We start from the raw sequence: 25,550 nt of genomic DNA on the forward strand, positions 1-25,550 counted from the left end.
GCCAGGGGGAGGTCGTTCCGCGCCCCGCGGAACGGGAAATTCTTCGACCGTTTTCAGGATAGAGGCTGGCGATTCGCGTTCGTGCGGGAGGCGAACTCCGCAGCTTGCGGATCGTTTTTTTGAACACTGGCACCAACGAGACACGAGATGGAGGACTGAATGCCGTTATTAATCGGAGTTCCGAAAGAGATTGCAGAAGGGGAAAAGCGCGTTGCGACCGTACCAGAGGTCGTCGAGAAGCTGATCAAGCTGGGTTTCGCTGTTCAGGTCGAGGCCGGCGCAGGTGATGCCGCGACGGTGTCCGACGACGCCTATCGCGCCGCTGGCGCGCAAATTATCGAAGACACGGCCACCCTGTGGTCGTCTTCCGACATTATCTTCAAGGTGCGTGGACCGTCGACCGAAGAGGTCGGCTTGCTGCGCGAGGGCGCTACCCTGGTGAGCTTCATCTGGCCAGCGCAAAATCCTGAATTGCTCGAACAGCTTGCCGCGCGCAAGGTGACCGTCCTGGCGATGGACAGCGTGCCGCGCATTTCGCGGGCGCAGAAGCTGGACGCGCTGAGTTCGATGGCCAACATTGCCGGCTATCGGGCGGTGATCGAGGCGGCGCATCAATTCGGTCGTTTCTTCACCGGCCAGATCACTGCTGCAGGCAAGGTGCCCCCGGCCAAGGTTTTCGTGATCGGCGCCGGCGTTGCCGGGCTGGCCGCGATCGGTACGGCATCGGGTCTGGGCGCCATTGTCCGAGCCAACGACACGCGCCCGGAAGTCGGCGACCAGGTGACTTCGATGGGGGGTGAATTCGTCCCCGTCGACTACGTGGAAGAAGGTTCCGGCGTTGGCGGCTACGCCAAGGTGATGAGCGAAGGCTTCCAGAAGGCGCAGCGCGAAGTCTTTGCCAAGCAGGCGAAAGACGTCGACATCATCATCACCACGGCGCTGATCCCCGGCAAGCCGGCACCCAAGCTGATCACCGCCGAAATGGTGCAGTCGATGAAGCCCGGCAGCGTCATCGTCGACATGGCGGCCGAGCAGGGTGGCAACTGCGAGCTGACCGAACCGGGAACGGTAACCGTCAAGCACGGCGTGACGATCATCGGCTACGCCGACCTGCCAAGCCGCCTGTCGAAGCAATCGAGCACGCTGTACGCAACCAACCTCTTTCGCCTGAGTGAGGAACTGTGCAAGAACAAGGACGGCACGATCGACGTCAATATGGACGACGAGGTGATCCGCGGCACGACGGTGGTCAAGGACGGCGCAATCACCTGGCCGCCACCCGCAGCAAAAATTGCCGCCGCGCCGCCCAAGCCAGCGGCAGCCAAACCTGCTGCCGCGGCCTCGAAATCCTCGGGTCACGGCAAACCCGGCGCGCCGTCGTCGGCGACTCGTGCGGCAGTGATTTTCGGCGTTGCGGCGCTGTTCTTCCTGCTCATCGGCGCCGGAGCACCGCCGGCCTTCCTCTCCCACTTCACGGTCTTCGTACTGGCCTGCTTTGTTGGCTACATGGTCGTCTGGAACGTCAAACCGGCGCTGCATACGCCGCTGATGAGCGTCACCAATGCGATCAGCAGCATCATCGCCATCGGCGCATTGGTGCAGATTTCACCACCTATGGATGGAGGCAGTCTCGACCGGCCTGACGGCTGGATTCGACTGCTGGCGTTCGTGGCCATCGCCCTGGCAACGATCAACATGTTTGGTGGCTTCGCTGTAACTCAGCGCATGCTGGCAATGTTTCGCAAATAGGAGTCGATGAATATGTCTTACAGCTTGGCAACCGCCTCCTACATTGGAGCTACGATTCTTTTCATTCTCTGCCTCGGAGGACTCAGCAACCAGGAGACCGCCAGACGCGGCAATCTCTACGGCATGATCGGCATGGCCATTGCCGTCGTGGCAACGATTTTTGGCCCCTACGTTGCCGGCTTCGGCGGCGTGGTGTGGGTCATCTTTGCAATGCTGATCGGCGCCAGCGTGGGCCTTTACGCCGCACGCAAAGTGCAGATGACGCAGATGCCCGAACTGGTCGCCCTGATGCACAGCCTGGTCGGTCTGGCGGCAATGCTGGTTGGCTTCGCCACCTACGTTGATCCGATCGCCGCCTCGCACCTCAGCGGCGCCGAGAAAACGATCCACGAAATCGAGATCTACGTCGGCATCCTGATCGGCGCGGTGACCTTCTCGGGATCGGTGATCGCCTTCGGCAAACTGTCCGGCAAGATTTCCGGCAACCCACTGCTGCTGCCGGGACGCCACTGGATCAATCTCATTGGTCTGCTGGTGGTCATCTTCTTCGGACGGCAGTTCCTGCACGCCGACACAACCGGCGAGGGAATGGCTTACCTGATCGTGATGACCATCATCGCGCTGGCTTTTGGCGTGCACATGGTCATGGCCATTGGCGGCGCCGACATGCCGGTGGTGGTGTCGATGCTCAACAGCTACTCGGGCTGGGCAGCGGCTGCGACCGGCTTCATGCTCTCCAACGACCTGCTGATCGTTACCGGCGCACTGGTTGGTTCGAGCGGCGCAATCCTCTCGTACATCATGTGCGAGGCGATGAATAGGCACTTCGTCAGCGTCATCGCCGGCGGCTTTGGAACCACCAGCGGCGCTGCCGCGGCTGGTGGCGCGCAACCAGCCGGGGAAGTGGTGCCGATCCTGGCGCCGGAGACCGCCGAGCTGCTGCGTGACGCGAAGAACGTGATCATCATCCCCGGCTACGGGATGGCGGTCGCGCAAGCGCAGCACACCGTTTACGAGATCACGCGCTTTCTCCGCGACAAGGGCGTAAACGTGCGCTTCGGCATCCACCCGGTCGCCGGCCGCATGCCTGGTCACATGAATGTGCTGCTCGCCGAAGCCAAGGTTCCCTACGATATCGTCCTCGAAATGGACGAGCTCAACGACGACTTTCCGAAAACCGACGTGGCCATGGTCATCGGCGCCAACGACATCGTCAACCCCGGCGCGCAGGACGACCCGAGCAGTCCGATCGCCGGGATGCCGGTACTCGAGGCGTGGAAAGCAACCACGTCGATTGTGATGAAACGCAGCATGGCCTCCGGCTATGCAGGGGTCGACAATCCACTCTTCTACAAGGAGAACAATCGCATGCTCTTTGGCGATGCGAAGAAGATGCTGGATGAAGTGTTGACGGCGCTGAAGGCCTAAAAGACAGGGCCTTCGTTTCGCACCCGGCACGACCCCACAACGCCCGCCTTCGCGGGCGTTGTGCTTTCTCCGCGCGATCCGCTGCCGCAGGGCACGAGCGGGTTTTCGGATGTCGATCGACATCTGATAGAATCGGCCCAAACAGTCAAGAAGCGCGTCAGCCAGCTTTCCTATCCCAGGGGGTAACATGGAGGTCAAAGAAGTTCTGCAGGTCAAAGATACCGCGCTGTTCGCCGTCAATCCCGACTCGCCTCTCTCTGAGGCGGTGATCATGATGGCGGAAAACGACATCGGCTCGGTCATCGTCATGGAGGGAGGCAAGCTGGCAGGGATGCTGACCTTCCGCGAGGTGATGCTGATCCTCGCCAAGCGCCAGAGCGAACGTCGTGTTGGCCCGACGCCACCGATTGCCGAGATCCTGGTCGTCGAGGCAATGGACACCAATCCGCCCACCGCGACTCTGGAAATGGACGTCGACGAGTTGCGTCGAGTGATGGTCGATACGCACACCCGCTACGTACCGGTCATGGAAGGCGACACGATCATCGGTATCGTCTCGTTTCACGACGTTGCCAAGGCGGTTCTCGAAGAACGCAATATGGAGAACAAGCTCCTCAAGGCCTACATCAAGGATTGGCCATCGCCTTGAGCGGTTGAGCTGGCTGCAGCATTTGACGAGACGACGAAGGCCTTTGCTGCGGACTCGCTGCCGGGCGTCAGCCCTCGCTGACCGCGAACAGGCGCCGATGCTCCTTGATGGCATAACGGTCGGTCATCCCGGCAATATAGTCGGCAACCTGACGCGCCTGATCGCCCTCGCCAGCCGACTGATACTGCGGGGGTAACATGCGCGGGTCGCTGCTGAAGGCGGCAAACAGATCGCTGACGATACGCCGCGCCTTGCTGGCCATTCGCAAGACCTGATAGTGCTGATAGAGCTGCGTGCGCAGGAAGTGCTTCATTTGCCGCTGCGCCTGAAAAGACTCGTCAGAGAAAGCGACCAGGGCCGGCCCTGACCTGGCCTCGGCAAGGTCACGCGGCGCATGTTGGCGGATCCTGGCGGCGGTCGTTTCGATCAGATCGCAAACCTGGGCATTGATCATTCGCCGGATCGTCTCGTGAATCAAACGGCGCCCGCCAACGGCGGCGTGGATCCGCCGGACGTCGGCGACGTGGCGCGCAAAAAGGCGCAGCTCTTCGAGCTGCTCGAGCCTTATCAGCCCCGAACGCAAGCCGTCGTCGACATCGTGGTGGTTGTAGGCGATTTCATCGGCGAGGTTGCAGATCTGCGCTTCCAGCGACGGCTGCCGGCGCACCAGAAAGCGTTCACCGACCTCACCGAGCTGGCGGGCGTTTTCCAGGGAACAATGCTTGACGATTCCTTCGCGCGTCTCGAAGCAGAGGTTGAGTCCGTCGAATGCAGCATAGCGCTCCTCGAGGGAATCAACGATGCGCAGGCTTTGCAGATTGTGTTCGAAGCCGCCGTGATCGCGCATGCACTCGTTCAGCGCCTCCTGCCCGGCGTGGCCAAAGGGCGTATGGCCGAGGTCATGGGCCAGCGAAATGGCTTCGACAAGATCCTCGTTGAGCGCCAGCGAACGTGCGATGGCACGGGCGATCTGGGCGACCTCGAGACTGTGCGTCAAGCGGGTGCGGAAGAGATCGCCTTCGTGATTGACGAAAACCTGCGTCTTGTATTCAAGCCGACGGAAGGCCGTCGAATGTACGATCCGATCTCGGTCGCGCTGAAACTCGCTGCGATGAAGCGGCTCGGTGTCCGGGTAGCGCCGGCCGCGCGTGTTTTCGGCGGATACGGCGTAGGCAACGAGCTCAGGCATGCGGGGACCGCGCCAGGATCGCTGTTCTGACTTCTTCCGGCGCCGCCGCGTCGCTGACCACCGCCCGACCTATTCCTTGCAGGAGCACGAAGCGAAGCTTGCCGTCGCGCACCTTCTTGTCGTGCTGCATCAGCTCCAGGTAGCGCTCGACGTCCAGCGCCGGTCCGGACACCGGCAATCCCGCGCGCTGAAACAGCCGCTCGATCCGGTCAATCTCGGACGAGCCGATCCAGCCCAGTTGCAACGATAGTTGGGCGGCGATCATGGTGCCCGCGGCGACCGCTTCTCCATGCAAGCATTCGCCATACCCCATCCCGGTTTCGATGGCGTGCCCGAAGGTGTGGCCAAGGTTGAGCAAGGCGCGTTCACCGCTCTCGTGCTCGTCGGCAACGACCACTTCCGCCTTGTTGCGGCAGGAACGGGAAATGGCCTCGGCGAGCGCCGCCGGCTCGCGCAGCAGCAGGCGTTCGAGGTGTTCTTCCAGCCATTCGAAAAACGGCAGGTCGCGGATCAGGCCATACTTGATCACTTCGGCCAGCCCGGCGCGCAGCTCACGATCGGGCAGCGTGGTCAGGGTATCGGTATCGGCAAGGACCAGTTTTGGCTGATAGAAGGCACCGATCATGTTCTTGCCGAGCGGGTGGTTGATCGCCGTCTTGCCGCCCACCGACGAATCGACCTGGGCGAGCAAGGTGGTCGGAACCTGGATGAAAGGCATGCCGCGCTGAAAACACGCGGCCGCAAATCCGGTCATGTCGCCGACGACGCCGCCGCCAAGAGCCACGAGGGTCGTTGAGCGCTCACAACGCCGCTGCAGGAGTACATCAAAGATGAGGTTCAGCGTCTGCCAGTCCTTGAATTGTTCGCCGTCGGGCAGGATGATTTCGACGACTTCGATTCCGGCACGGCGCAGCGACTCCGACAGGCGTTCGAGATACAGCGGCGCGACGGTGGTGTTGGTGACCATCGCCACCTTTCGTTGGCGAAGAAACGGCAGCAACAGATCACTCTTGTCGAGCAGTGCGCGCCCGATATGAATCGGATAGGCGCGGTGCCCAAGGGCGACGCTCAGCGTTTCCATGATTTTTCCATTTCCTTGACCAGCAATTGCAGGACCGCTTGCGCACTGATTCGAGATCCGCTGACCACCAGATCGGCGATGCTTCGATAGAGCGGGTCGCGCTGCTCGTGCAGCTCCTTTAGTTTCAATAGGGGGTCGCTGACCTGCAACAGCGGCCGGTTCTTGTCGTGTCGCGTGCGCTCGCAGAGGGTTTGCAGTGGCACGTTGAGGTAGATGACCAGGCCGCTGCCTCGCAAGCTCGCCCGGTTCTCCGGGCGCAGCACGGCACCGCCGCCGGTGGCCACGACGCGGCCGGACAAGGATGCGAGGTCGGCAATGACCTGTGCCTCGCGTTTGCGAAATCCCTGCTCACCTTCGATCTCGAAGATTGTCGGCAGGCTGACGCCGGTACGAGCCTCGATCTCGTGGTCGGAGTCGACAAACTGGTAAGCCAGCCGTTTGGCCAGAACCTTGGCAATCGTCGTTTTTCCGGCCCCCATCAGGCCGACCAGGTAGACGTTGCGTTTCTCGTCCGCGATGTTCACCGGTCCATTCTATCGCAAGCTGAAATAACCGAGGCGGGCCGGAAAAAAGCCGGCTCGACGCCGGCTTTGTGTGCTCGCCAAGCCCCGGTCAGCGTACCGAGAGGTTGTCGGCAACGATCCGCGGCGTGATGAAGACCAGCAGTTCGGTCTTGTCGTCGATGATCTCGCGGTTCTTGAACAGGAAGCCGATGTAGGGAAGGTCGCCAAAGAACGGAATCCGCGTGGTGTTGTTACGGGTTTCCTGCGTGTAGATGCCACCGATGACGACCGTGCCGCCGTTCTCGACCAGAACCTCGGTCTTGACGTGCTTGGTGTCGATGGCCACACCGGCGCCGGTCGACAGACGGGTGTTCGGCGTGTCCTTGTTGACGTCCAGTTTCATGGAAATCTTCCCATCCGGCGTGATCTGGGGCGTTACTTTCAACGCCAGGTTGGCCTTCCGGAACGAGACGCTGGTGGCACCTGAACTGGTTGCCTGCTGATAGGGAATTTCGACGCCCTGCTCGATGATCGCCTCAACCTGGTTGGCAGTCATCACGCGCGGACTGGAGATCACCTTGCCGCGACCGTCGGCTTCGAGCGCCGAAATTTCGGCCGTCAGGAACTGCGTCAGGGCGTTGTTGAAGAGCAGGAAATTCAGCGTACCGGCGTTTCCGGTCCGTGGCGTCGCTGGCAGGTTGACCTGCGTTCCGCCCATGTCAAGCTGACCACTGACGGCTCCCCCTCCGACGCTGACCGCGCCGTCGGGGAAGGTTTGCCGCCAGCCCAGGCGGACGCCGAGGTTCTTCGCAAAACTGTCGCCAGCCTCGACGATCCGCGCTTCGATCATCACCTGCCGAGCGGCGATGTCGACCTTGGCAATCATCGCTCGCACTTCGTCCAGGCGGCTCGGCGTGTCCTTGACGAAGAGAATGTTCGAGCGCTCCTCGACAACGGCGCTGCCACGCTTGGAAAGCACGGTCTGCTTGGGGTCGATGAGCAGTTTCTGCACCGCGTCGGCCTTGATGTAGTTCATCTGGAAGCTCTCGGCCACCAGGGGCTCGAGGTCACCAATCTGTATTCTCGATTCGAAGTCGAGCTTTTCCTTGGTCGCGATCTCCTCGCGCGGCGCAATCAGAATGACGTTGCCATTCTTGCGCATGTCGAGGCCCTTCTGCTGCATGATGATGTCCAGCGCCTGATCCCAGGGAACGTCCTTGAGGATCAAGGTAATCGCACCGCCGACGGAATCGCTGACCACCATGTTCATGCCGGTAAACTCACCGATCACCTGCAGCAGGCGGCGGACATCGACGTTCTGGAAGTTGAGCGACAGCTTTTCGCCCTGATAGCCACCGCGACTCCCCTGCACCAACTTGTTCGGGTTCTCGATGATCGGCTTGACTTCAATGACGAACTGCGTGTCGCTCTGGTAGGCGTTGTGCTCCCAGAGCCCCTGCGGGGTAATCGTCATGCGCGTATTCGGCCCTTTTTGAACCGTATTCACCTTTACCACCGGCGTTGCAAAATCGGTCACATCGAGCTTCTTCTGCAGCGCAGCCGGAACGGTCACGTTGGCGAAATCGACGACCAGATTCGCGCCTTGCTGGCGGATGTCGATACCGGCGTTGGCGTCGCTCAGATCGACGGTAATCCGTCCCTCACCGTCCTTGCCGCGCCGGAAGACGATGTCGCGAACGGTGTTCGCGCTGCTCGACGGGAGCGCTTTGGCGAAATGCTCGACGGCGGTCGCGCCCTGCGTCGTGGCGCTCGGCACCAGAGCGAGCAGCAGGCTATTGCCTTCAATGGTCGCCTCATAGGTCATCGGCTTGTGCAGGTTCAGGACCAGGCGGGTGCGATCCTCGGCCTGGACGATATTGGCGCTCTTCAGATCGCCCTCGTTATACGCTTGACTCGATCTGCCCAGGCCGTTGGTCGTATTCGAAAAATCGAAGGCGATGCGCGCAGGTTTGGCGACACTGAATGCTGGCGGCAATACCTTCAATGGTTCCTTGAAGGTGAGCTTGACGTTGAGCACCGAGCCCTGCTGAATGACATTCATCGACTCGATCGAATTCGAGCCACCGTCCTGCGCGTTGACCATCCCGGAGGTCAACAGCACGGCTCCGACCAGGCCGAGGAGGTATCGTTTGATCTGCTTCATTTACTTCGCTCCCTTTTCCTGCAACAGCAGGCTGCTCGTTCTCTCCACCCAATCACCGGCAGAATCCTGAACAAGCTCTCGCAAAACCACCTCTGATTCGGAAACGTCGACCACCACGCCGAAGTTCTGCCCCATGTAGTTGCCGATCTTGACCTGGTACAAGGCGCTCTCGACCTGAATGATGGCATACGACACCTTCGCCCTGGTCATCACGCCGACATACTTCAGCGATTCCAGAGGGTACAGCTCCAGGGGTTCCTTGGGTCGATCGAGATCAGGCTTGAAGCCACCGCCGCCCTTTCTGGTATCCGACCCCAGCTTGGCTGGCTTGAACGGGTCGATCAGGTCGCCCACGTCGTAGGGCACGGGCTCGTAGGCTTCGACCACCGGCAGCGGCGGTATTTTTCCCTTGGCATCCTGCGCGACCGTGCTCATCCACTCGCGGATATCCTCATGATCGCCGCTGGAGCAGGCGACCAGAAAAGCGCTAGCCAGCAAGGCAAGGAGTTTGCTCATCGCCTGCCACCCTTGGCCGCCGCCTCGGCAGCCCTCCTCTTCGCCGCCAGCTCTTCCGCATCAAGATAGCGGAAGGTCTTGACAACCGCATCGAGCACCAGGCTTCCATCCTTGCGCTGCGGGTTATCTACGATCGAGATATTGTTCAAGGTGACAATTCTGGACAACTTGCCGATATCTCCCGCGAAAGCCCCGAAGTCATGGTAGGTCCCCGTCAGGCGCACGTCGACGGGCAGTTCGGCATAGAAATCCTGCACCTGCTCGCTACCGGGCTTGAAGAGATCGAACTGCAGGCCCCGGCCCATCCCCGCCTGGTTGACTTCGACCAGCAACGCCTCGACTTCGGACTTGTTGGGCAGCTGCTTGAGCAGCGCACCGAAGGAGCGGTCGATTTCATCCAGCTGCTGAACGTAGAGGTCGAGGTTGACGGCCTGCTTCTTCTTGGCCACGAACTGGTCTTTCAGCCTTTGCTCTTCGTGACCCTTGCTCTCCAGCGCGTCGAGCTGGTCAGCCCAGACAAACCACCAGCCAGCCAGCAAGAGGATCACCAACAAACCAACCAGCACGGTCACCCGCGGCGCAACGGGCCACGCCCCGGGATCCTGTGGATCGAGATTCTCGAAGTCTCTGAGCATCTCGCGGAAATCGATAGATGGCAGCTCGGGCTTCTTCATTTCTGCCCCTCCTGGCCCGCAGCAGCCCTCTTCAGGGAGGCGTACATGCTGAATTCGTTGAGGCGACGCTTGTCAACCAGCACCGCCTTGATCTCGATCAAACGAGGTTTCTCAAGCCACGGTGACGCCTCGATGTTGCGCATCAGCGTCGAAACGCGAGCGCTGGACTGCGCGTAGCCAATCAGATGGATGCTCTGTCCGACCTGCTTGAGCGAGCGAACATACACCCCCTCAGGCATCTGCTTGGTGAGTTCGCTGAGCAAGCGCACGGCTTCCGCCCGGTCTCGCTGCAAGGATTCGATGATCCGCTTGCGCGCCATCAGGGCGTCGCTTTGCGCCTTGAGCCGCTTGATTTGATCGATCTGCTTGTCAAGTACGGCGATCTCGGTCTGGAGAAAGGCGTTCTTGGCGTCCTGGGCGGCAATATAGCCGCCAATCACGGAGTAAACGAGAAAGACGATCAGCCCGGAAAGAACGCTGATCAAGCCGAACAGGGCATAGAACTGCTGTCGCCGCGCGCGTCGCTTCTCTTCCCGATGCGGCAGGAGGTTGATGCGGATCATTCGTCGAACCTCCGCAGCGCAAGACCACAGGCAACCATCAAGGACGAGGCATCAGTCAACAGATTCTTGGTGCGCACGCGATCGGAAAGCAGCATATTGGCAAACGGATTGGCAATGATGGTGTTGATCTGCGTGCGCGACGCGACGACTTCGTCGGCTCCGGCGATGACCGCACAGCCGCCGGCCAGAACGATGTGGTTGATCTGGTTGAACTGGGTCGAAGTAAAAAAGAACTGCAGGGCACGCGACAGCTCCAGCGCCATCGACTCAAGAAACGGCCGCAAGAGCTCCGCTTCGTACTGCTCGGGCAAGTTGTTGCGGCGCTTTTCCGCTTCTGCCTCCTCGAAGCTCATGCTGAACAGGCGAGCAATATCCTGCGTCAGCTGGTTTCCGCCAAACGCCTGCTCGCGAACGTAAAGCTGCTGGCCGTTGCGCAGGACGGTCAGGTTCATCACGTTGGCACCGACATCGACCAAGGCGACAATCTGCCCCTGACCACCCTCGGGAAGCTGTTTTTCGATCAGCTCGAACGCCGCCAGTACGGCATAGGACTCGACATCTAGAACCACAGGCTTGAGACCTGCCGCTTCGGCAACGGCGACACGGTCCTCCACCTTTTCCTTGCGCGACGCCGCGATCAGCACCTCGATTTCGTCCGGAGACGATGGCACCGGCCCGACCACCTGAAAATCCAGATTGACCTCTTCGAGCGCAAAGGGGATGTACTGGTTAGCCTCGGACTCGACCAGCACTTCCAGCTCTTCTTCCCTTTGGCCGGCCGCAACGATGATCTTCTTGGTAATGACGTGCGACGCCGGCAAGGCAATGGCAACCTGCTTGGTCACGGTCGCCATCCTCTTCCACGCGCGCCGGACCGACTCGGCCGCAGCCTCCAGGTTGACAATGTTGCCATCCGAGACGACGTCCCTGGGCAAGACCTCAATCGCATAACGCTCGACGCGGTAACCGCCTTTTGCGTCGCTGGCCAGCTCCACCATCTTGACCGACGATGAACTGATATCGAGACCGATCAGGGAGCGCGCCTTGGGATTGAAGATCGAAAGATCAAGCTGCAAATCGCCACCCTCCGACAAAAAACCCTTCAAAAATTTGTAGTTAGCGTATTTATTGATACTTTACTTTAGATGCTAGCAACAAGCTCCCGACGTGTAAAGCAATTTCATGGTTGTTACTGGGGACATCGCTCATTAGGCCAGGAGTGTAGCGTAAACCACTAAAACTATTGGCTTTCCATTGCTTTACCATGACCAGGAGATGGCCAGCGTGAAAGACCCTGGCGCCAGCGGGCAGCAACGTCGAGGGCAGCATCGTCGCTTCCGTCGCTTCGCCGCTCGCCTCCGGACAGCATAGCCGCGCCGATCTTCGCGCCTTTTTCGCGGCCGCGCCAATATAATAGCGGGATCTGCCTTTCATTCCGGACGCCGTGTTGCCTACCGCCCTCCGCTGGATCCTGTACCCGATCGTGTTTGTTGCCGGCCTCGCCGCCATAGCCCTGGCCATGGTGGCTGTGGTTCTCAGCCTGGCCTACCCGAACCTGCCGTCGCTGGAGATCCTTACCGACTACCGGCCCAAAGTGCCGCTGCGGGTGTACACCGCTGACGGCTATCTGATCGGCGAATTCGGTGAGGAACGTCGCGCCGTGGTCAGCATAAATGAGGTTCCGGCGATCATGAAGCAGGCCATCCTGGCCGCCGAAGACGAGCGCTTCTATCAGCACAGCGGCGTGGACACGCTGGGCATCCTGCGCGCACTGCAAGCCAACCTGATGAGTGGCGGCAAGCGCCAGGGCGCTTCGACGATCACCCAGCAAGTGGCCAAGAACTTCTTTCTTTCCTCCGAGAAAACCTACACCCGCAAGCTCTACGAAGCGCTGCTGTCTTTCAAGATCGAACACAACCTGAGCAAGGATCAGATTCTCGAACTCTATATCAACCAGATATTTCTCGGCCAGCGCGCTTACGGATTCGCCGCTGCGGCGCAGACCTATTTCGGCAAACCGCTGGTTGACCTGACCATCGCCGAGGTGGCCATGCTTGCCGGGCTGCCGAAAGCCCCCTCTGCCGACAACCCGGTCGCCAAACCAAAGCGTGCGCGCATTCGTCAGCAATACGTTCTGCGGCGCATGAACGACCTGGGGTTCATCACCGACGAGCAGTACGACGCCGCCCTGGCGCAAGCCCTGGTGATCAAGCGCGACGTCAGCGAGACGCCAATGCACGCCCAGTACGTCACCGAAATGGCGCGCCAGATCGCCGCCGAGCGTTTTCCGGAGGATGTCTACACACGCGGCCTGCGCGTCTACACGACCATTCTCAAGGCCGATCAGGAGGCTGCCTACGACAGCGTGCGGCGAGGCGTCCTCGACTATGACCGCCGACACGGTTACCGGGGTGCCGAGGCCTACGTCGACATCAGCCGGATCAAATCAGAGCAGGACGAAGGTCTCGAAGAACTGCTGCAGGACTTCACCGACGCCGAAGACATGCACCCGGCGATCATCCTGCAAGCCAGCAGCAAGGCGATTCGAGCCTACCGGCGGGGCGGCGAGATCGTCACCCTCAGTGGGGAGGGGCTGAAGTTCGCAGCACGCATGATCGATGACAAGGCTCCGGCCAACAAGCGCCTCAGCAGGGGCGCGGTCATTCGCGTTCAGAGCGACGAGAAAGACAACTGGCGCATCGTTCAGATGCCCGAGGTGGAAGCCGCCTTCCTGGCCGCCGATCCGCGCGACGGCGCCATACGCGCACTGGTTGGCGGCTTTGATTTCAACCGCAGCAAGTTCAATCACACGACGCAGGCATGGCGCCAGCCGGGTTCGAGTTTCAAGCCGTTTATCTATTCGGCAGCGCTAGAAAGGGGCTTCACCCCCGCCTCGGTGATCAGCGACGAACCAATCAGCTTCCCGGCAACGGTCACTGGCAGTCAGGCCTGGGAGCCGAAAAACTACGACGGCAAGTACGAAGGGCCGATGCGCATTCGTCGAGCGCTCGCCAGATCGAAGAACATGGTCTCCATCCGTCTCCTGCAGGCGAGCGGCGTGCGCTTTGTCCAGGACTACGTGACGCGCTTTGGCTTTGACGCCGACAAACACCCGCCCTACCTGACCATGGCACTGGGCGCCGGCGCGGCCACCCCCTGGCAGATGGTCGCCGGCTACGCGATCTTCGCCAACGGCGGCTACCATATTCGGCCGTACATAGTCAGCCAGATACTGGATGACAAGAATCAGCTGCTGGCGCAGGCCGCGCCAACGACTGCCGGCGATGAACGCCTGCGCGCGATCGACCCCCGCAACGCCTTCCTGATGGACAGCCTGCTGCGCGACGTGACCATCTACGGAACCGGGGCGCGTGCTTCGGCGACGCTCAAGCGGCGTGACCTCGCCGGCAAGACGGGAACCACCAACGATCAGGTCGACGCCTGGTTCTGCGGCTACCAGCAAACCGTCGTTGCCTGCGCGTGGATCGGCTTCGACCAACCGAAGAATCTTGGCCGGCGAGAGACCGGCGGCTCGGCAGCGCTGCCGATCTGGATCAGCTACATGGGCAAGGCACTGAAGGATGTCCCCGAGTCGTTTCTGCCCACTCCGGACGGAGTCGTCTCGGTCGCCATTCCCGATGCTGGCAAAGGACCTGCCAGGGAATGGTTCTACAAGGAAAACGCGCCGGCCGAAATCGAGCCTGTGTGGCCCACCGACGACAGCAGCGAAGCCGTCGACTGAGTTCCCTCGACAGCCTGCCAGAGAATGTCAACCGCCAGCAACCCCGCCAAACCAGCCAAACCAGCCACCTCCTCACTGCGCATCTATTTCCGGCTGCTCGGCTATCTGCGGCCGTTTCTCGGCATGTTCGCCATCAGCCTGGTGGGCTACATGATCTTCGCCTCGTCGCAACCGATGATGGCCGGGATTCTGAAGTACCTTGTCGACGAACTGAACGAACCGAGCAGCGTCACGCGACACGCCAATGCCTTCACCGGCGACCTCGACCTGACCTACGGCGTACCGCTGCTGCTGGTCATTGTCGTCACCTGGCAGGGGGTCGGCTCCTTTCTTGGCAACTACTACCTGGCGAGGGTCTCGCTGGGCCTGATCCACGACCTCAGGCGCGCCCTCTTCGACAGCCTGCTACACCTGCCGAATGGCTATTTCGATCAACACAACACCGGTCATCTGATCTCGCGAATCACCTACGACGTAACCATGGTCACCGGCGCGGCGACCGACGCGATCAAGGTCGTCATTCGCGAGGGACTGACGGTCATCTTCCTCTTCGGCTACCTGCTGTGGATGAACTGGCGACTGACGCTGGTGATGGTGGCCATCCTGCCGATCATCGGCGTGATGGTGACCCGGGCCAGCCGCAAGTTTCGCCGGCAAAGCCTCAAGATCCAGGCGACCATGGGCGACCTGACGCATGTCGCCTCGGAAACCATCCAGGGCTACCGCGTGGTACGCAGTTTCGGCGGCGAGAATTACGAGTCGACGCGCTTCCGGGTGGCCAGCGAGGACAACACCGCCAAGCAGTTGCGCATGGTCAGGACGAGCGCGACTTACACCCCGGCGCTGCAGTTGGTCACCTTTTCCGCGATGGCCGTCCTGCTGGTGTTGGTCCTGGCGCTGCGCGGCGACGCCTCGGCGGGCGACCTGGTCGCCTATCTCACCGCCGCCGGGATGTTGCCCAAGCCCATTCGCCAGTTGTCCGAAGTCAGCTCGACGATTCAGAAAGGGCTGGCCGGCGCCGAAAGCATTTTTTCCCAGATCGACCAGGAGCCGGAGCCCGATAACGGACGCATCGAAAAGCAGAGAGTCAGCGGTCGGCTAGAAGTGAAGGACCTGTCCTTCGTCTATCCGGGCAGCACTGCGCGCATTCTCGACCGGATCAGCTTCGCGATCGAACCAGGACAGATGGTCGCCCTTGTCGGGCGCTCGGGTAGCGGCAAGTCGACACTGGCCAATCTCATTCCCCGCTTCTACCATCACGACTCGGGCCAGATTCTCATCGACGGCATCGACGTCGAGGACTTCACGCTGCGCAACCTGCGCCAACATCTCGCCCTGGTCACCCAACAGGTGGTGCTGTTCAACGATACTGTGGCCAGCAACATCGCCTACGGCGACCTTTCCGACTCGCCACGCGAGGCCATCGAAAACGCCGCCGAAGCCGCCTTCGCTCGCGAGTTCATCGACCGTCTGCCTGACGGCTTCGAGACCATGGTCGGGGAAAACGGCGTCATGCTCTCCGGCGGCCAGCGGCAGCGGCTGGCGATCGCCCGAGCCCTGCTCAAGGATGCGCCGATCCTGATCCTCGACGAGGCAACTTCAGCGCTCGACACCGAGTCCGAACGCCATATTCAGAACGCTCTCGACCGGGTGATCGCCGCCCGAACGACGCTGGTCATCGCCCACCGCCTGTCGACGATCGAAAAGGCCGACCTGATTCTGGTCATGGATCAGGGACGCATCGTCGAACGCGGCAATCACGCCGAGCTCCTGGCCAACGACGGCCACTACACACGCCTGCACGCGATGCAATTCAGCGAGCCAGCGGCGGACAACACCCCGGCCGCCGTCGGCTGATCGTCTGCCGCAGGCGACCACCCGGAGCGGATCAGTCGCACAAGCCGTCGCTTCAGCTGCAGGCGCCGGGCAGCTGCTCGTCGAGCCAGCGCTGCAGCGCACAGGCCGACGGCCAGTTGCGCAACAGGCGGGCGCGATCCCGCCGCCACGCGCGCTCGTACGCGGCCACCGACCGATGCTGCACGACGCCGTCGAGATCGATGAGCAGGACGCGCTCGCCGTCCCAGAGCAGATTGGTCGCCTTGAGATCACCATGACTGATCCGATGCCGACGCAATGCTCCGAATAGCTCCCGTATTGCGTTCGCCTCGGCAGGCGGGGGCTCGCAATCCGCTGCCAGATGGTTGAGCAGATTGGGGCCAGGGCAGTACTCGCAGATCAGCCAGGCACGTCGGCGCAGCGGCCCGCAGCGCTCCTCGACCAGCGCCAGCGGCCCGGGCGTCGGGATGCCGAAGAAGAGTAGCCGATGCGCCTCGCGCCACGAATGCCAGGCGCGACTGGGGCGCCACAGGCGGCCGAACGCGTGGCGCAGGTTCTTGAGGTTGTAGCGTTTGATGAGCAGCGTCCGCGCATTCACCACGATGCGCGCCACCGTGGTCGTGCCGCCATCCTTGAATACCTTGCCGCTCGCCACGGCGCTGTCAAGCGAGGCCAGCGAGGCCAGCACGGGAGCCAGTGTTTCAGCCTCCTCGCGGCGCACGGCGCTGAAGCGCGCGCGGGTGTGCTCGACTGCGAACAGCGTGCACTCGCGAACCGTCTTGGCCAGGAAGTCGCCCAGCCGCCAGGCTCTGACGCGTTCGATATTGCGCCGCAAGACCGCCTGCTCGGGCAACAACGGCTGCTCGGCCGTGTAGGCCGGCAGCAAGGCGGCGAGCTGCCCGTCCCACACGGGTGGCAACTGCGCCAGCAGAACCGCCAGGTTGGCGCCGGCGTCCGCCGGCGGCAGGGGCTGTCCCCGGCTGATGACGCGCACCGCGTCGCCGTCGACGACCAGCATCCTGCCCTGATGACGCAGGAAATTTCCGAGGTGCAGGTCGTCCTGCACCAGGCCGGCGGCGTGCAGACGGCCAAGCATGCCCAGCGCCGGCGCCAGGACAGCCAGCGCTTCAGCGTCCCCAGCTGCTCGTTCCGAGACTCCCGCCCAGGCTTCGGCAAGGCTCTGCGCGGGTTCGAGAAAAACCGTCAGCAAAGCGTAGCCGCCAGCGGCCATGGCCGTCGCGACGACCAGTTCAGGGGTCGACACCTCCGCCTGCCGAAGCGCATCGAGACCGCCACGTTCGTGCCGCCAGTGTTTTTCGCAGCGCCGCCCGACGAACAGTTTGGCGAGCACCCGCCGGCCATCGAGTTCCGCTTCGCCGACCAGCCGCTTGCCGGGAAGGACGCGCAACAGCCGGCGCATGATCAAGGGGCGGCCATCGGCCAGGGTCACGCAAAACGGCAGTGGCGGCTGGCGACCGGCGGCGCGCAGCGTTGCCGCATCGCTCACCACGGGCAAGCCGGTTTCCGACGCGGTCGCGCGCCGCGGCACCGCCGCGCCGCGCCTAGTCTCGGCCATCGAAGAAGCCGACGATCTTGGCGATTCGCTGCCGATCGCCATTGTCCACGCGCGAGTTTTGCGTGTAGTCAAGATAGAAACGCAAACGCTGACTGCGCGAAAGTGTCTTGCTCGCCAGTTTGTCGAGGCAGGCAAGATCCTTGACGATCCGGTAGTCGAGAATCGTGCCGCGATAGTAGCTGCCACTCGGGCAATCGATCAGATAAACGGTCGGCGACGGTCCGCCATCGACCAGCAGGTTGCGCCACTTCAGATCGTTGTGCGCGAAACCGGCGTCGTGCAGAGTCCGCGTGAGCCTGGCGATCTGTCGCGAGACCTGGGTCAGCCAGGCACGATCGGCCAGACGCGGATCGTCGCTGTGCGCCAGGTAGGCGAGGTCCATGGTATCCGGGATTTCCTCGGTGACCAGCGCGCCGCGAAGGAAGCCGCCAAACGCCGTTCCAGGCCGTAGGCAACCAGGGTTGCGGTCGGAATGCCCCAGGCCCGAAAGGCCAGCAGGTTCCGCCATTCGGCACGCACCCGCGGCGGCCCCAGCCAGCGCCGCAGACCGAACCAGCGACGGCGCAGGTTCTTGCCGTTGCCACTGTAGCGTTTGACGTAGTAGCGCTTGCCGCCGACGCCGACACGCAGCACTCGACTCAGCGAGTCCTGGGCCATCGTCTCGCCATCCAGCGCAAAGACCTTGTCGATGTCGCCAAAGCGCTCGCCCGGCTTCGCACTGCTGCGGCGAGACACAGTGGGATAACTTAATAATCCAACACAACACGGACAGCTGTGTGCTCGATTCCCGCCAGCCCACATTACGTCGGAAACGAGCGGCACTGCGAGCGGGCGTCTTTCCCTCTTGCCCTCCAGGTGGCGAGCAATGGCGCGTCATTCGCGCAGAATCTGCGCAAGGGGCGGCAATAAGCCCAGAAAGCGCAGCAGGTCACGTTGTCAGCCGATATCGAGGCGCCGAAAAATAGAGTGCCGCCATTGTGGGTGCTGTCTTTGATGGTCTCCGCGGCCGCGGCAACTGCCCTCGTCGCGTGCGACAACCGTGCAGATCGTCATAGACAGCCTGAACGTTCGGCGTCCTGTGCGTGGTCGTGTGCAGAAGAAATGACATGAGATACAAACTCCGCGGTGGTCTCCTTCTTTTTCACTCTTCACCATTACTTCCGTCCTACTGCTTTTGTTCCCCCCTGCCGTCGACGCGGCCATGTCACGCGCGTTCTCATGCCAACGCCGAGGGCTGAACGATATGCCAAGAAGCGCCGCAAAAGGTCCTTCGAGGGCTGACCGCGGGCGCCAAGTTTCCGCGGTGTGTGGAAACAGTGCATGCACGCCCGGGGTTGCGGCCGCGCATCCGAAGGCGACGGCACGCCATGCTGTCGACGCACCGAGTTCGCCCAGCCGGATGCCCGCCACTCGTTCGAAGCAGGCCGAGTACCGGCAGGCTCAGCGAAATCAGGTTTCTTCGACGATTTCGGGCCACCCAGCTCCACGATGGATCTTACGAAGTATCCCCCCGCCTATTTCTGTGCGCAGGGTGCGGCGGCCCCTCGAGTTCGCGGAAGACCTCCTCCGCGAGGCCATCGAGGCGGCGAGGCATCCTGCCCCGACCACAGCGAGCGAAAGGGTCTCGTCAAGGCAGCGAGCACGCCGCCGCTGCAGTCCGAGCCTTCATGACTCAACTCGGCCGCCCTGCCTGGGTCCTTGGCCGTTGCTGTAGATTTCCTGCCCTGCCTCGTCAACTCCCATGTTACCCTGCCGTCCATGCCATGCCGATCGTGCCGGCTCGTCGCTCAGCATCTGCGCCATCACAGCGGGTCGGAGAGAGCGCCTGTTTGAACGGCTCCGAAACGACCAGCCCGCGTTGGGCATCACTCGACGAATGCGGCGTAGCCGCAAACGCGGGTGGTGAGCTCACCGCGCATGCCGGTCGTACCATCGCCTCGACACTCCCGGTATGCCAAGTGATACTTCTTCGTTGTAGCAACCGAATGATAGCGGGTCCGGCCGACCCCGAGAGAAATCGCGGGATGTCGCTGCGTACCGCCAGGTACTTACCCCAGCTCGGCCCCGCACTCCGAGTGCCCGCGCCTGGGCATGAAAAGCTTCGCCTCGTCGTCGCGTGGCGAACAGCGTGGCAACGGCTGGCTTGAACGCTGCCGCTCACGCGGCGAGAGCCTTCTAGGCGTGCGACTGGGCAGTACCTTGGGTCCGCTGAGCCCGCCCGATCACTGCCGCACCACGCAGCAGGTCAATGCTTCTGCCGCAGCGACTCGGTGCGCCGAAAGCGGCGCGGATCTCGGCGGCGATTGGGGGGGGGGGGCCGGCGCCGGCGATCGAGCGCGATCCCCGCGGCAGAAGATGGAAGCGCTCGGGGCGTGGCTTAGTACTTCCTCGAACAACGGCCTTGGCCAGCGTGCGAGATGACGGGACATCTGGTAAAGCACGCCGTTGACGCCGGCGAAAACGGGCGCGTCTCGTTGATTCCGCGAAATGGCGGTAGCGGTTCTCCCGTCCTCCTATAGAGCGTCACCGCGCAACGTACGCGCTTTTTCCGTCAAGCACACGCTGTCGTGTAGCCCTCGCGTGAAATGACGTTCCAGTCCAGATCTTGTTGAAACCAACCGACCCGAGCGGCCGCTCTCGGCCAGATAGTGTCATCCCACCCGCCACTGAATGTTCGCGCATAACGTCGGTTGATTGGTCAGCGGGCCTTTTGACGGGCACCAGGAGACACTGTCGAACCCCCGGAATAATCGCGCTGCCGCGCCATTCCTCGCTTGGTAGTAGTACCCTGATGGCGTGACACTGGCTGCTGCAAGCCGCGATTAGGGGCTGCGCAGCGGGAGGTGCAATACGCGACAAATCCGCTGCGGCGCAGGACGCCGTAAGGGCGAAGTACTTGTGTACAAACGAAGCGATCTTGCGTCAGGGAAATCCCCTTCGCCGGAACGCACGGCATGCCGCCCATCCAGGCCGAATCATCACCGCGGCGCCCTCGACTGGGCGCTCTGCTCCGCACGCTTCTGCGCGAGGGGCGAAGGCAAAGCAATCGAGCTGTCTGCACCGCCAGCCGCAGTGTAGCGCTTGTAGCCCCCAGAGGGTACTGCTGTGTGCACTGGCGACCCAGCACTTCGAGTCTGTACTGGTTGGAATCCGCATGCGTGGCGTCGCTTCTCTCAGCGGCATACGCGCAACTTCGTCTCGGTCGAGTCCCATGCAGAGCAATGGTAGCCTTCTCCCGCGGTCATAGGCGCTCCGGCCTCCCACAGACCATGAAATCACACTCAGCCCCAGGCTCGACCATTCCGGCGCGCGGGCGTCATGGTTAGGCGGGTCGTGCCGGAAAATTCCAGCCAAGCGCCCTTCGCCGCCCGCGGGCGTGCCGGGTCTGCGGCCAGGTCAGGCCCATCGCTTTCACCGCTCTTCAACGCCTTGGAGCAGGCCTGAACGCCCACGGAAGATCCGGCCCGCCGCCAGGTGCAATTGCGCGCGGTCATCGCTGCCCGCGCTGCCGATCCGTTTGCAACCAGGCTGCTTGTCCGCCCGATAGACTCAACGGCTACATCGGCGCATGCGGCTGCCACGGTCACTGTGCGGTGACCATCCGACATCCCAGATCAGCGCGTCCAGGTAAGATATCCCCTTGCCCGTAACGCTAGGCCAGGCTTACGTACCATTCCCGTCCAGAGACCGAGTCGCGTACACGCTGGCGTTCTCGCGAAGCGCCAGCCCCATGCTACTGGCCGTTCGAGCTTCCCCTAAAAATCTCTGGTGCAGTATCATAAATCCATCTGTGGGCTGCGAGCGTCATCATCACGGAGATCCCGGCTACGCGACTTCGCCCAGTGCAAGCAAATTTCTCGGGCGCAGGTGACCGGCGATACCTTGGCGACACACACATTCCAGCAACCCCCGATACAGAGCACAGACAATGCAGCCAGAGCGGCGGCAGGCGGCTGAGTATGCGAAAAAGTGTATCTACTAACCTCCGGTTACGCTGCCGCGTTTCGACCCGCCCCGCTCCAATAGAAAAACTATATTATCCCTCCGCCGTTTAATCGACACTTGCAGAGGCGGGAAAAGCCGTAACAAGCGGCGCCAAACAATACTGCAAGCGTCGTCTGCGCGAACCCCCGGACCGCAAACGCCGCCGTTTCGGGTTTCTCATTGGCGCAAGACAGAAACATGAGCACAGAGCCCTCTTTACTTCGGAATCGGTTCCGAAGGCCATCCGACAAGGTCGGCCGACTCCCCATAGTTTCCGACGCCATCCGCGACGCCCTTCTGGCGAAGACCCCGCCCGCAAAGGTCGCCTGTTACAACCTGTTGTCCGTACCTGACTGTCGTGTGCATCTCCGGCGATCACCACCACGGCCCACCATACCACACACACAGCGACACGGCGTCGGGATAACCGTTAGGGTCTACATACATCTGACCGTGCCGACTCGTGCGGTGGGGCGACTAACAAGCCTTTTTTTCCGCCATCCTGAGTGGCCATCCAACCCCGTCACCGGATGCGCAGGCGTCAACGGAAGGCCAGGGCATCGACCGCGACCGGGCGCAGGCGCCAGGCTGATGTTCGGCTACCCTGCAACGGACAACCGTCGCTGATGCCGCGGCCGATACCATTATGGCCACCGGCTCATTCAACGCCAGGGTGAAGTGCGCCACGACGGCGCGCCTGCCGTGCTGCGCCCGACGCCAGAGCCACTCACCGTCCGCATATTTGACGGAAAACCCGTCTCGATTCGACACCTCGTCGTCACCGACGCACACGACCCTGAACAGTCTCGCACGTCCAGATATTCGGAAGCGGTGACGAGAATCATCAAGCCGGTCATCAACCGCCGGAACTGCCAACAACGCACCCGCTTCTGTCAATCGCGACCGCCGAGCTCTGCGTTGGCGACCCGCACGGAGACCGTGACGGACTGGGGAACCGCGGCGCACGATCAGCGTTCGTGATACTACGTTGTGCGCGTGCTCTAGACATGGCTGCGTGGCGCTTTACCGTGCGTGCACTCGGCAAGGGCCCTATCCAAGGTCGGTCGCTCGGCTGCCTACGCCGCGCGCCACGTCAGCAAACGTCGTCGCGGACGCCTCGCCGCACGGCTTGTGAGTCCGGGTGGCTTTCACCGCGGGCCACGGCGTTTGCCCTCCGCCGTATCGCTGATGGTCCATACCTTCGGCACCGGCAAAGTCAGCAGACGAAGTCCTCGCGCACTATCGCGACACATTCGGACCTGCGCCCGAAGGGCATCATCCCGGCGCTCACCTGCCTGCGGACGATCTATCCGACCGACCAGCGGCCTGACAGCGTCTGACTTACACGTCGCGATGGAGCCGTATTCCACTTATAATAACCAACACGCGATAGCGGCTCAGCCCCTGGCGCGCAGAAGCCTCCATATCCAGATAGAAGGCGGGCGGGGTGGTCACGAGTCCAACAGAGATCTGGCCTCTCGAGCCGCTTTGCTTTCTGATAACGCAAGACTTGTAGACCTGTCGTCGGCTCCGTGTGGAGCTGCCCACTATTTGGTCATTCGCTCTCGCCTTCTTTCCCTCCCGATGGCCTCGACACTGGTGTGCAAAGGGGGAGCCATGCTCAAACGAATCGGCGTCCACAGCTTGCTGGTCGGCATGTCCTCAGCCTTCTGCGGCTCCGCTGGAACATGCCCTTCTGGCGCCGTCTTTGTCATTACCACCGACGCGAAAGAAATCGATACCATCCCGCCGTCGTCAGTGATGGGAATCGATTGCGCCAAAGGCCTATGATCTTCCGCCAGTCGAGGCGGTCGGTTTGCGGTCGGCGAGGCTGAGCCGGTCCGAGTCGAAAGAAGTGGACTGACTGCGCGCGCCCGGGGCGCGACACGCACGCGTTTCGAGTGCCGCATAGTTGCACGCCGCGGCCAGATCTGTCGTCCAAATCCGTCAGGCGGTGACCTCGTGTTTCGAAGAGGCGCGCGATGGGCATGCGGTCAACACGAGCTTGCGCTCAGCGCCTGTCGAGAGATAAATCTGACCTCGGTGAGCCGCAGCGCGTGCGCGTTGATCAGGCCTGGCGCGCCTGAATACGCCGGACGATTACAACCTACATGCACTCGGTTGCCGTCTGCGCGCTGAGGGTCCACCTTGCCCGCAACATCGGGACGCTGCGACGAAAGGTGCTTTTCTGCCGGAATTGCGGCCGCTGCACGACCTCGCAATTCGGCGATACCGCTCGAATCCCTCACAGCCCCGTGCAGCTCCCGATGCCCGAGTTTGCGATGCGTCCACGGAGACATGCCGGAGAACGGGCCGCGATGTCTGTACTCCCGACAGGTGGGGGGGGGGTCGAGATCGCCCGGTCTCGCTGGATGTTGTCCTCCCACCACTCACGAAAGGAGATCGGCTCGGTCTACCCCAGGCGCCTTGCAGGCACGGCGACAGCATCTTTCTCCAGATGGCGGCGGTCCTGCGATGTCTATTACCGCGATCACCTCGACTCGCCCCCCTACAATGCCGCTTGGGATCCGCCGAGTCCTTTCGCAAATCATGGCCGAGTGGAGGGCAAGGGCCATTTCGATGCCTGCCGTCCTTTCAGGCCTTCGTCATGAGCAGCGGCATTCTATCCCCATCGGCTCGCTGGTGCTGCTCATTGTGGCCCTGCCTCGGCGTGGTCTATCGAGCCGAACACGAATCGCTCCTCAGCCCAGGCAAGGTCTTTTCTCGGACCGTAGCGGCCTGATTCTCCCGCGTACTCGACCTCGCGCTCGCCGGGCTGCCGTCAAGAAGATCATGCAGCCGCGAGACCCGCCAAAGGGACTTCCCCTCGACTCTCACGAATCTGGTCCGGACTGTGCCCCAGCACGCGCTGACAGACCGCGACCCGGGACGCCCGCCACGCCGCCGATCTGCGGCCCTTGCCGCTTCAGACGAGCTTAGCCGAGCAGCCTGGCCTTCTTGGTCGAATTCAGCCTGCGAAAGGACGCCCTTGCCGACCAGCGCACTGCAGCTTCTCCAGCGTCGCCACGACCTCTCCGCGCGGCGGCGAGGCGCCTGCGGCTGGCACCAGCGCGGCCGCAATCGCCGCCCCCTCGCGCCGTCATCGTCTGTCCGGTTCCGAGCCCGGCACCGAGCCGCCGCCGAGCCGGCGATGGGCCGCCTTCGTTCCTGTGCGGCCTAGCGAAATGCCTAGCTCGCCCACCTGGATACTCTGCTGTGTAACGTCGAGGTCGCCGATCATGTTCATGCCGATACGCTTATTCGGAACCTTCTGCAGTTCCTCGGCAGGTGACTCATTCTGTTCCTGGCCACACCACACACACGATCGAGGAGTCGCCCGTAGCGAGCGAAGTGGTTCGGTGGTCCATCCAGACCTTAGCGCCCTACTCAAGCTCGTCGCCTGGTTGGCTGCCATATCGATGAAGGGGCACCGCCCGTTCATAAGCTGTAAACGTTGGGCGTCTTCATCGAACTCGGATCACCACGATTGCTCACTGTCCTATACTCCCAATACTCTCCTCTACCCCGTGTATCTCGGGCGCTGCGTTCGGAATCTCGCTGTAGAACTTCTTCGCATCGCCATCAAACTGGTACGCGAGTAAGATGCCCGAAAAAGCACAAGCATCCGCACGCATGCCGAAGTCCTAGTCCGGGATGGAGCTGATCGGATTCGACGTTCCCCATTTCGATCCGAGCTGCGACGGGCGTTCGAAAAGATAGCGTCGGACTTGAAACGGCTACTCGACAAGTCTTGTCCCCAGTCTTTCAGATAGGTAGCCACGGACAGCGTGCGCGTCGTCTAGGGGTGGTGTACAACCGGGAGCTAAAACGTGGCATCTTGCCTTCATTGACGAAGACCCGCGACCTTCGAATCGCGCACCGTCAGCTGCCGCCCC

The 25,550-nt window shown here is 62.1% G+C and carries 15 protein-coding genes and 1 pseudogene; 6 read left to right on the forward strand and 10 right to left on the reverse strand.

The window, feature by feature from the left end:
* The first annotated feature begins 159 nt into the window (after nucleotides 1-159).
* The 3 genes from QZ634_RS16095 (at nucleotide 160) to QZ634_RS16105 (ending at nucleotide 3,826) form a co-directional block, all read left to right on the forward strand.
* Nucleotides 160-1,749, forward strand: a complete 1,590-nt coding sequence (locus tag QZ634_RS16095) for a Re/Si-specific NAD(P)(+) transhydrogenase subunit alpha (protein ID WP_291990110.1) — start codon at nucleotides 160-162, stop codon at nucleotides 1,747-1,749.
* Nucleotides 1,750-1,761: 12 nt separating this feature from the next.
* Nucleotides 1,762-3,177, forward strand: coding sequence for a Re/Si-specific NAD(P)(+) transhydrogenase subunit beta (pntB, locus tag QZ634_RS16100; protein WP_291990112.1), 1,416 nt, complete (start codon nucleotides 1,762-1,764; stop codon nucleotides 3,175-3,177).
* A gap of 187 nt (nucleotides 3,178-3,364) precedes the next feature.
* Nucleotides 3,365-3,826: a CBS domain-containing protein gene (locus QZ634_RS16105; RefSeq protein WP_291990114.1), complete on the forward strand. Its 462-nt coding sequence runs from the start codon at nucleotides 3,365-3,367 to the stop codon at nucleotides 3,824-3,826.
* A 67-nt stretch (nucleotides 3,827-3,893) separates the two neighbouring features.
* On the opposite strand, the gene QZ634_RS16110 is transcribed toward QZ634_RS16105, so the two are convergent.
* The 8 genes from QZ634_RS16110 to QZ634_RS16145 all read right to left on the reverse strand — a co-directional run bounded on the left by QZ634_RS16110 (nucleotide 3,894) and on the right by QZ634_RS16145 (nucleotide 11,592).
* Nucleotides 3,894-5,015: a deoxyguanosinetriphosphate triphosphohydrolase gene (locus QZ634_RS16110; protein WP_291990116.1), complete on the reverse strand. Its 1,122-nt coding sequence runs from the start codon at nucleotides 5,013-5,015 to the stop codon at nucleotides 3,894-3,896.
* On the reverse strand, nucleotides 5,008-6,096 hold the full coding sequence (aroB, locus tag QZ634_RS16115; protein ID WP_291990118.1) for a 3-dehydroquinate synthase: 1,089 nt from the start codon (nucleotides 6,094-6,096) through the stop codon (nucleotides 5,008-5,010). The genes QZ634_RS16110 and aroB overlap by 8 nt, the downstream gene beginning before the upstream one ends.
* Complete coding sequence (locus tag QZ634_RS16120) at nucleotides 6,084-6,620, reverse strand: shikimate kinase (protein WP_291990120.1); 537 nt, start codon at nucleotides 6,618-6,620, stop codon at nucleotides 6,084-6,086. Before QZ634_RS16120 ends, aroB begins: the two co-directional genes overlap by 13 nt.
* Nucleotides 6,621-6,708: 88 nt before the next feature.
* Nucleotides 6,709-8,763, reverse strand: coding sequence for a type IV pilus secretin family protein (gene pilQ, locus QZ634_RS16125; RefSeq protein ID WP_291990122.1), 2,055 nt, complete (start codon nucleotides 8,761-8,763; stop codon nucleotides 6,709-6,711).
* Nucleotides 8,764-9,279, reverse strand: coding sequence for a pilus assembly protein PilP (locus QZ634_RS16130; protein WP_291990125.1), 516 nt, complete (start codon nucleotides 9,277-9,279; stop codon nucleotides 8,764-8,766). It lies immediately after the preceding gene.
* Nucleotides 9,276-9,953, reverse strand: a complete 678-nt coding sequence (locus QZ634_RS16135) for a type 4a pilus biogenesis protein PilO (RefSeq protein WP_291990126.1) — start codon at nucleotides 9,951-9,953, stop codon at nucleotides 9,276-9,278. Before QZ634_RS16135 ends, QZ634_RS16130 begins: the two co-directional genes overlap by 4 nt.
* Entirely contained in the window at nucleotides 9,950-10,516 is a 567-nt protein-coding gene (locus QZ634_RS16140; protein WP_291990128.1) for a PilN domain-containing protein, read from the reverse strand. Before QZ634_RS16140 ends, QZ634_RS16135 begins: the two co-directional genes overlap by 4 nt.
* Nucleotides 10,513-11,592: a pilus assembly protein PilM gene (locus tag QZ634_RS16145; RefSeq protein ID WP_291990131.1), complete on the reverse strand. Its 1,080-nt coding sequence runs from the start codon at nucleotides 11,590-11,592 to the stop codon at nucleotides 10,513-10,515. Before QZ634_RS16145 ends, QZ634_RS16140 begins: the two co-directional genes overlap by 4 nt.
* Nucleotides 11,593-11,963: 371 nt before the next feature.
* Here QZ634_RS16145 and QZ634_RS16150 point away from each other — a divergent pair, with 371 nt between their 5' ends.
* Both QZ634_RS16150 and msbA read left to right on the forward strand, forming a co-directional pair.
* Nucleotides 11,964-14,258: a penicillin-binding protein 1A gene (locus QZ634_RS16150; protein WP_291990133.1), complete on the forward strand. Its 2,295-nt coding sequence runs from the start codon at nucleotides 11,964-11,966 to the stop codon at nucleotides 14,256-14,258.
* A gap of 24 nt (nucleotides 14,259-14,282) precedes the next feature.
* The gene (gene msbA / locus QZ634_RS16155; protein ID WP_291990135.1) at nucleotides 14,283-16,115 is read left to right on the forward strand and encodes a lipid A export permease/ATP-binding protein MsbA; all 1,833 of its coding nucleotides are present in this window, start codon (nucleotides 14,283-14,285) and stop codon (nucleotides 16,113-16,115) included.
* A 52-nt stretch (nucleotides 16,116-16,167) separates the two neighbouring features.
* On the opposite strand, the gene QZ634_RS16160 is transcribed toward msbA, so the two are convergent.
* Complete coding sequence (locus QZ634_RS16160) at nucleotides 16,168-17,670, reverse strand: lipopolysaccharide kinase InaA family protein (protein WP_291990137.1); 1,503 nt, start codon at nucleotides 17,668-17,670, stop codon at nucleotides 16,168-16,170.
* Nucleotides 17,657-18,471: pseudogene (locus tag QZ634_RS16165) on the reverse strand (lipopolysaccharide kinase InaA family protein). The gene QZ634_RS16160 and the pseudogene QZ634_RS16165 overlap by 14 nt, the downstream one beginning before the upstream one ends.
* Nucleotides 18,472-23,271: 4,800 nt before the next feature.
* Here QZ634_RS16165 and QZ634_RS16170 point away from each other — a divergent pair.
* The gene (locus QZ634_RS16170) at nucleotides 23,272-23,445 is read left to right on the forward strand and encodes a hypothetical protein (protein ID WP_291990139.1); all 174 of its coding nucleotides are present in this window, start codon (nucleotides 23,272-23,274) and stop codon (nucleotides 23,443-23,445) included.
* The last annotated feature ends 2,105 nt before the right edge of the window (nucleotides 23,446-25,550 follow it).

This window comes from Candidatus Accumulibacter sp. ACC007 (genome assembly GCF_907163205.1).
In the GTDB taxonomy this organism is placed as follows: Bacteria; Pseudomonadota; Gammaproteobacteria; order Burkholderiales; family Rhodocyclaceae; genus Accumulibacter; species Accumulibacter regalis.

What these genes read in the sequence shown, in the direction of transcription:
- aroB (WP_291990118.1), bottom strand. Translation starts at nt 6,096, where the DNA reads ATGGAAACGCTGAGCGTCGCCCTTGGGCACCGCGCCTATCCGATTCAT.
- QZ634_RS16135 (WP_291990126.1), bottom strand. Translation starts at nt 9,953, where the DNA reads ATGAAGAAGCCCGAGCTGCCATCTATCGATTTCCGCGAGATGCTCAGA.
- pilQ (WP_291990122.1), bottom strand. Translation starts at nt 8,763, where the DNA reads ATGAAGCAGATCAAACGATACCTCCTCGGCCTGGTCGGAGCCGTGCTG.
- QZ634_RS16170 (WP_291990139.1), top strand. Translation starts at nt 23,272, where the DNA reads ATGCTCAAACGAATCGGCGTCCACAGCTTGCTGGTCGGCATGTCCTCA.
- QZ634_RS16110 (WP_291990116.1), bottom strand. Translation starts at nt 5,015, where the DNA reads ATGCCTGAGCTCGTTGCCTACGCCGTATCCGCCGAAAACACGCGCGGC.
- QZ634_RS16105 (WP_291990114.1), top strand. Translation starts at nt 3,365, where the DNA reads ATGGAGGTCAAAGAAGTTCTGCAGGTCAAAGATACCGCGCTGTTCGCC.
- pntB (WP_291990112.1), top strand. Translation starts at nt 1,762, where the DNA reads ATGTCTTACAGCTTGGCAACCGCCTCCTACATTGGAGCTACGATTCTT.
- QZ634_RS16130 (WP_291990125.1), bottom strand. Translation starts at nt 9,279, where the DNA reads ATGAGCAAACTCCTTGCCTTGCTGGCTAGCGCTTTTCTGGTCGCCTGC.
- QZ634_RS16160 (WP_291990137.1), bottom strand. Translation starts at nt 17,670, where the DNA reads ATGGCCGAGACTAGGCGCGGCGCGGCGGTGCCGCGGCGCGCGACCGCG.
- QZ634_RS16140 (WP_291990128.1), bottom strand. Translation starts at nt 10,516, where the DNA reads ATGATCCGCATCAACCTCCTGCCGCATCGGGAAGAGAAGCGACGCGCG.
- QZ634_RS16095 (WP_291990110.1), top strand. Translation starts at nt 160, where the DNA reads ATGCCGTTATTAATCGGAGTTCCGAAAGAGATTGCAGAAGGGGAAAAG.
- msbA (WP_291990135.1), top strand. Translation starts at nt 14,283, where the DNA reads ATGTCAACCGCCAGCAACCCCGCCAAACCAGCCAAACCAGCCACCTCC.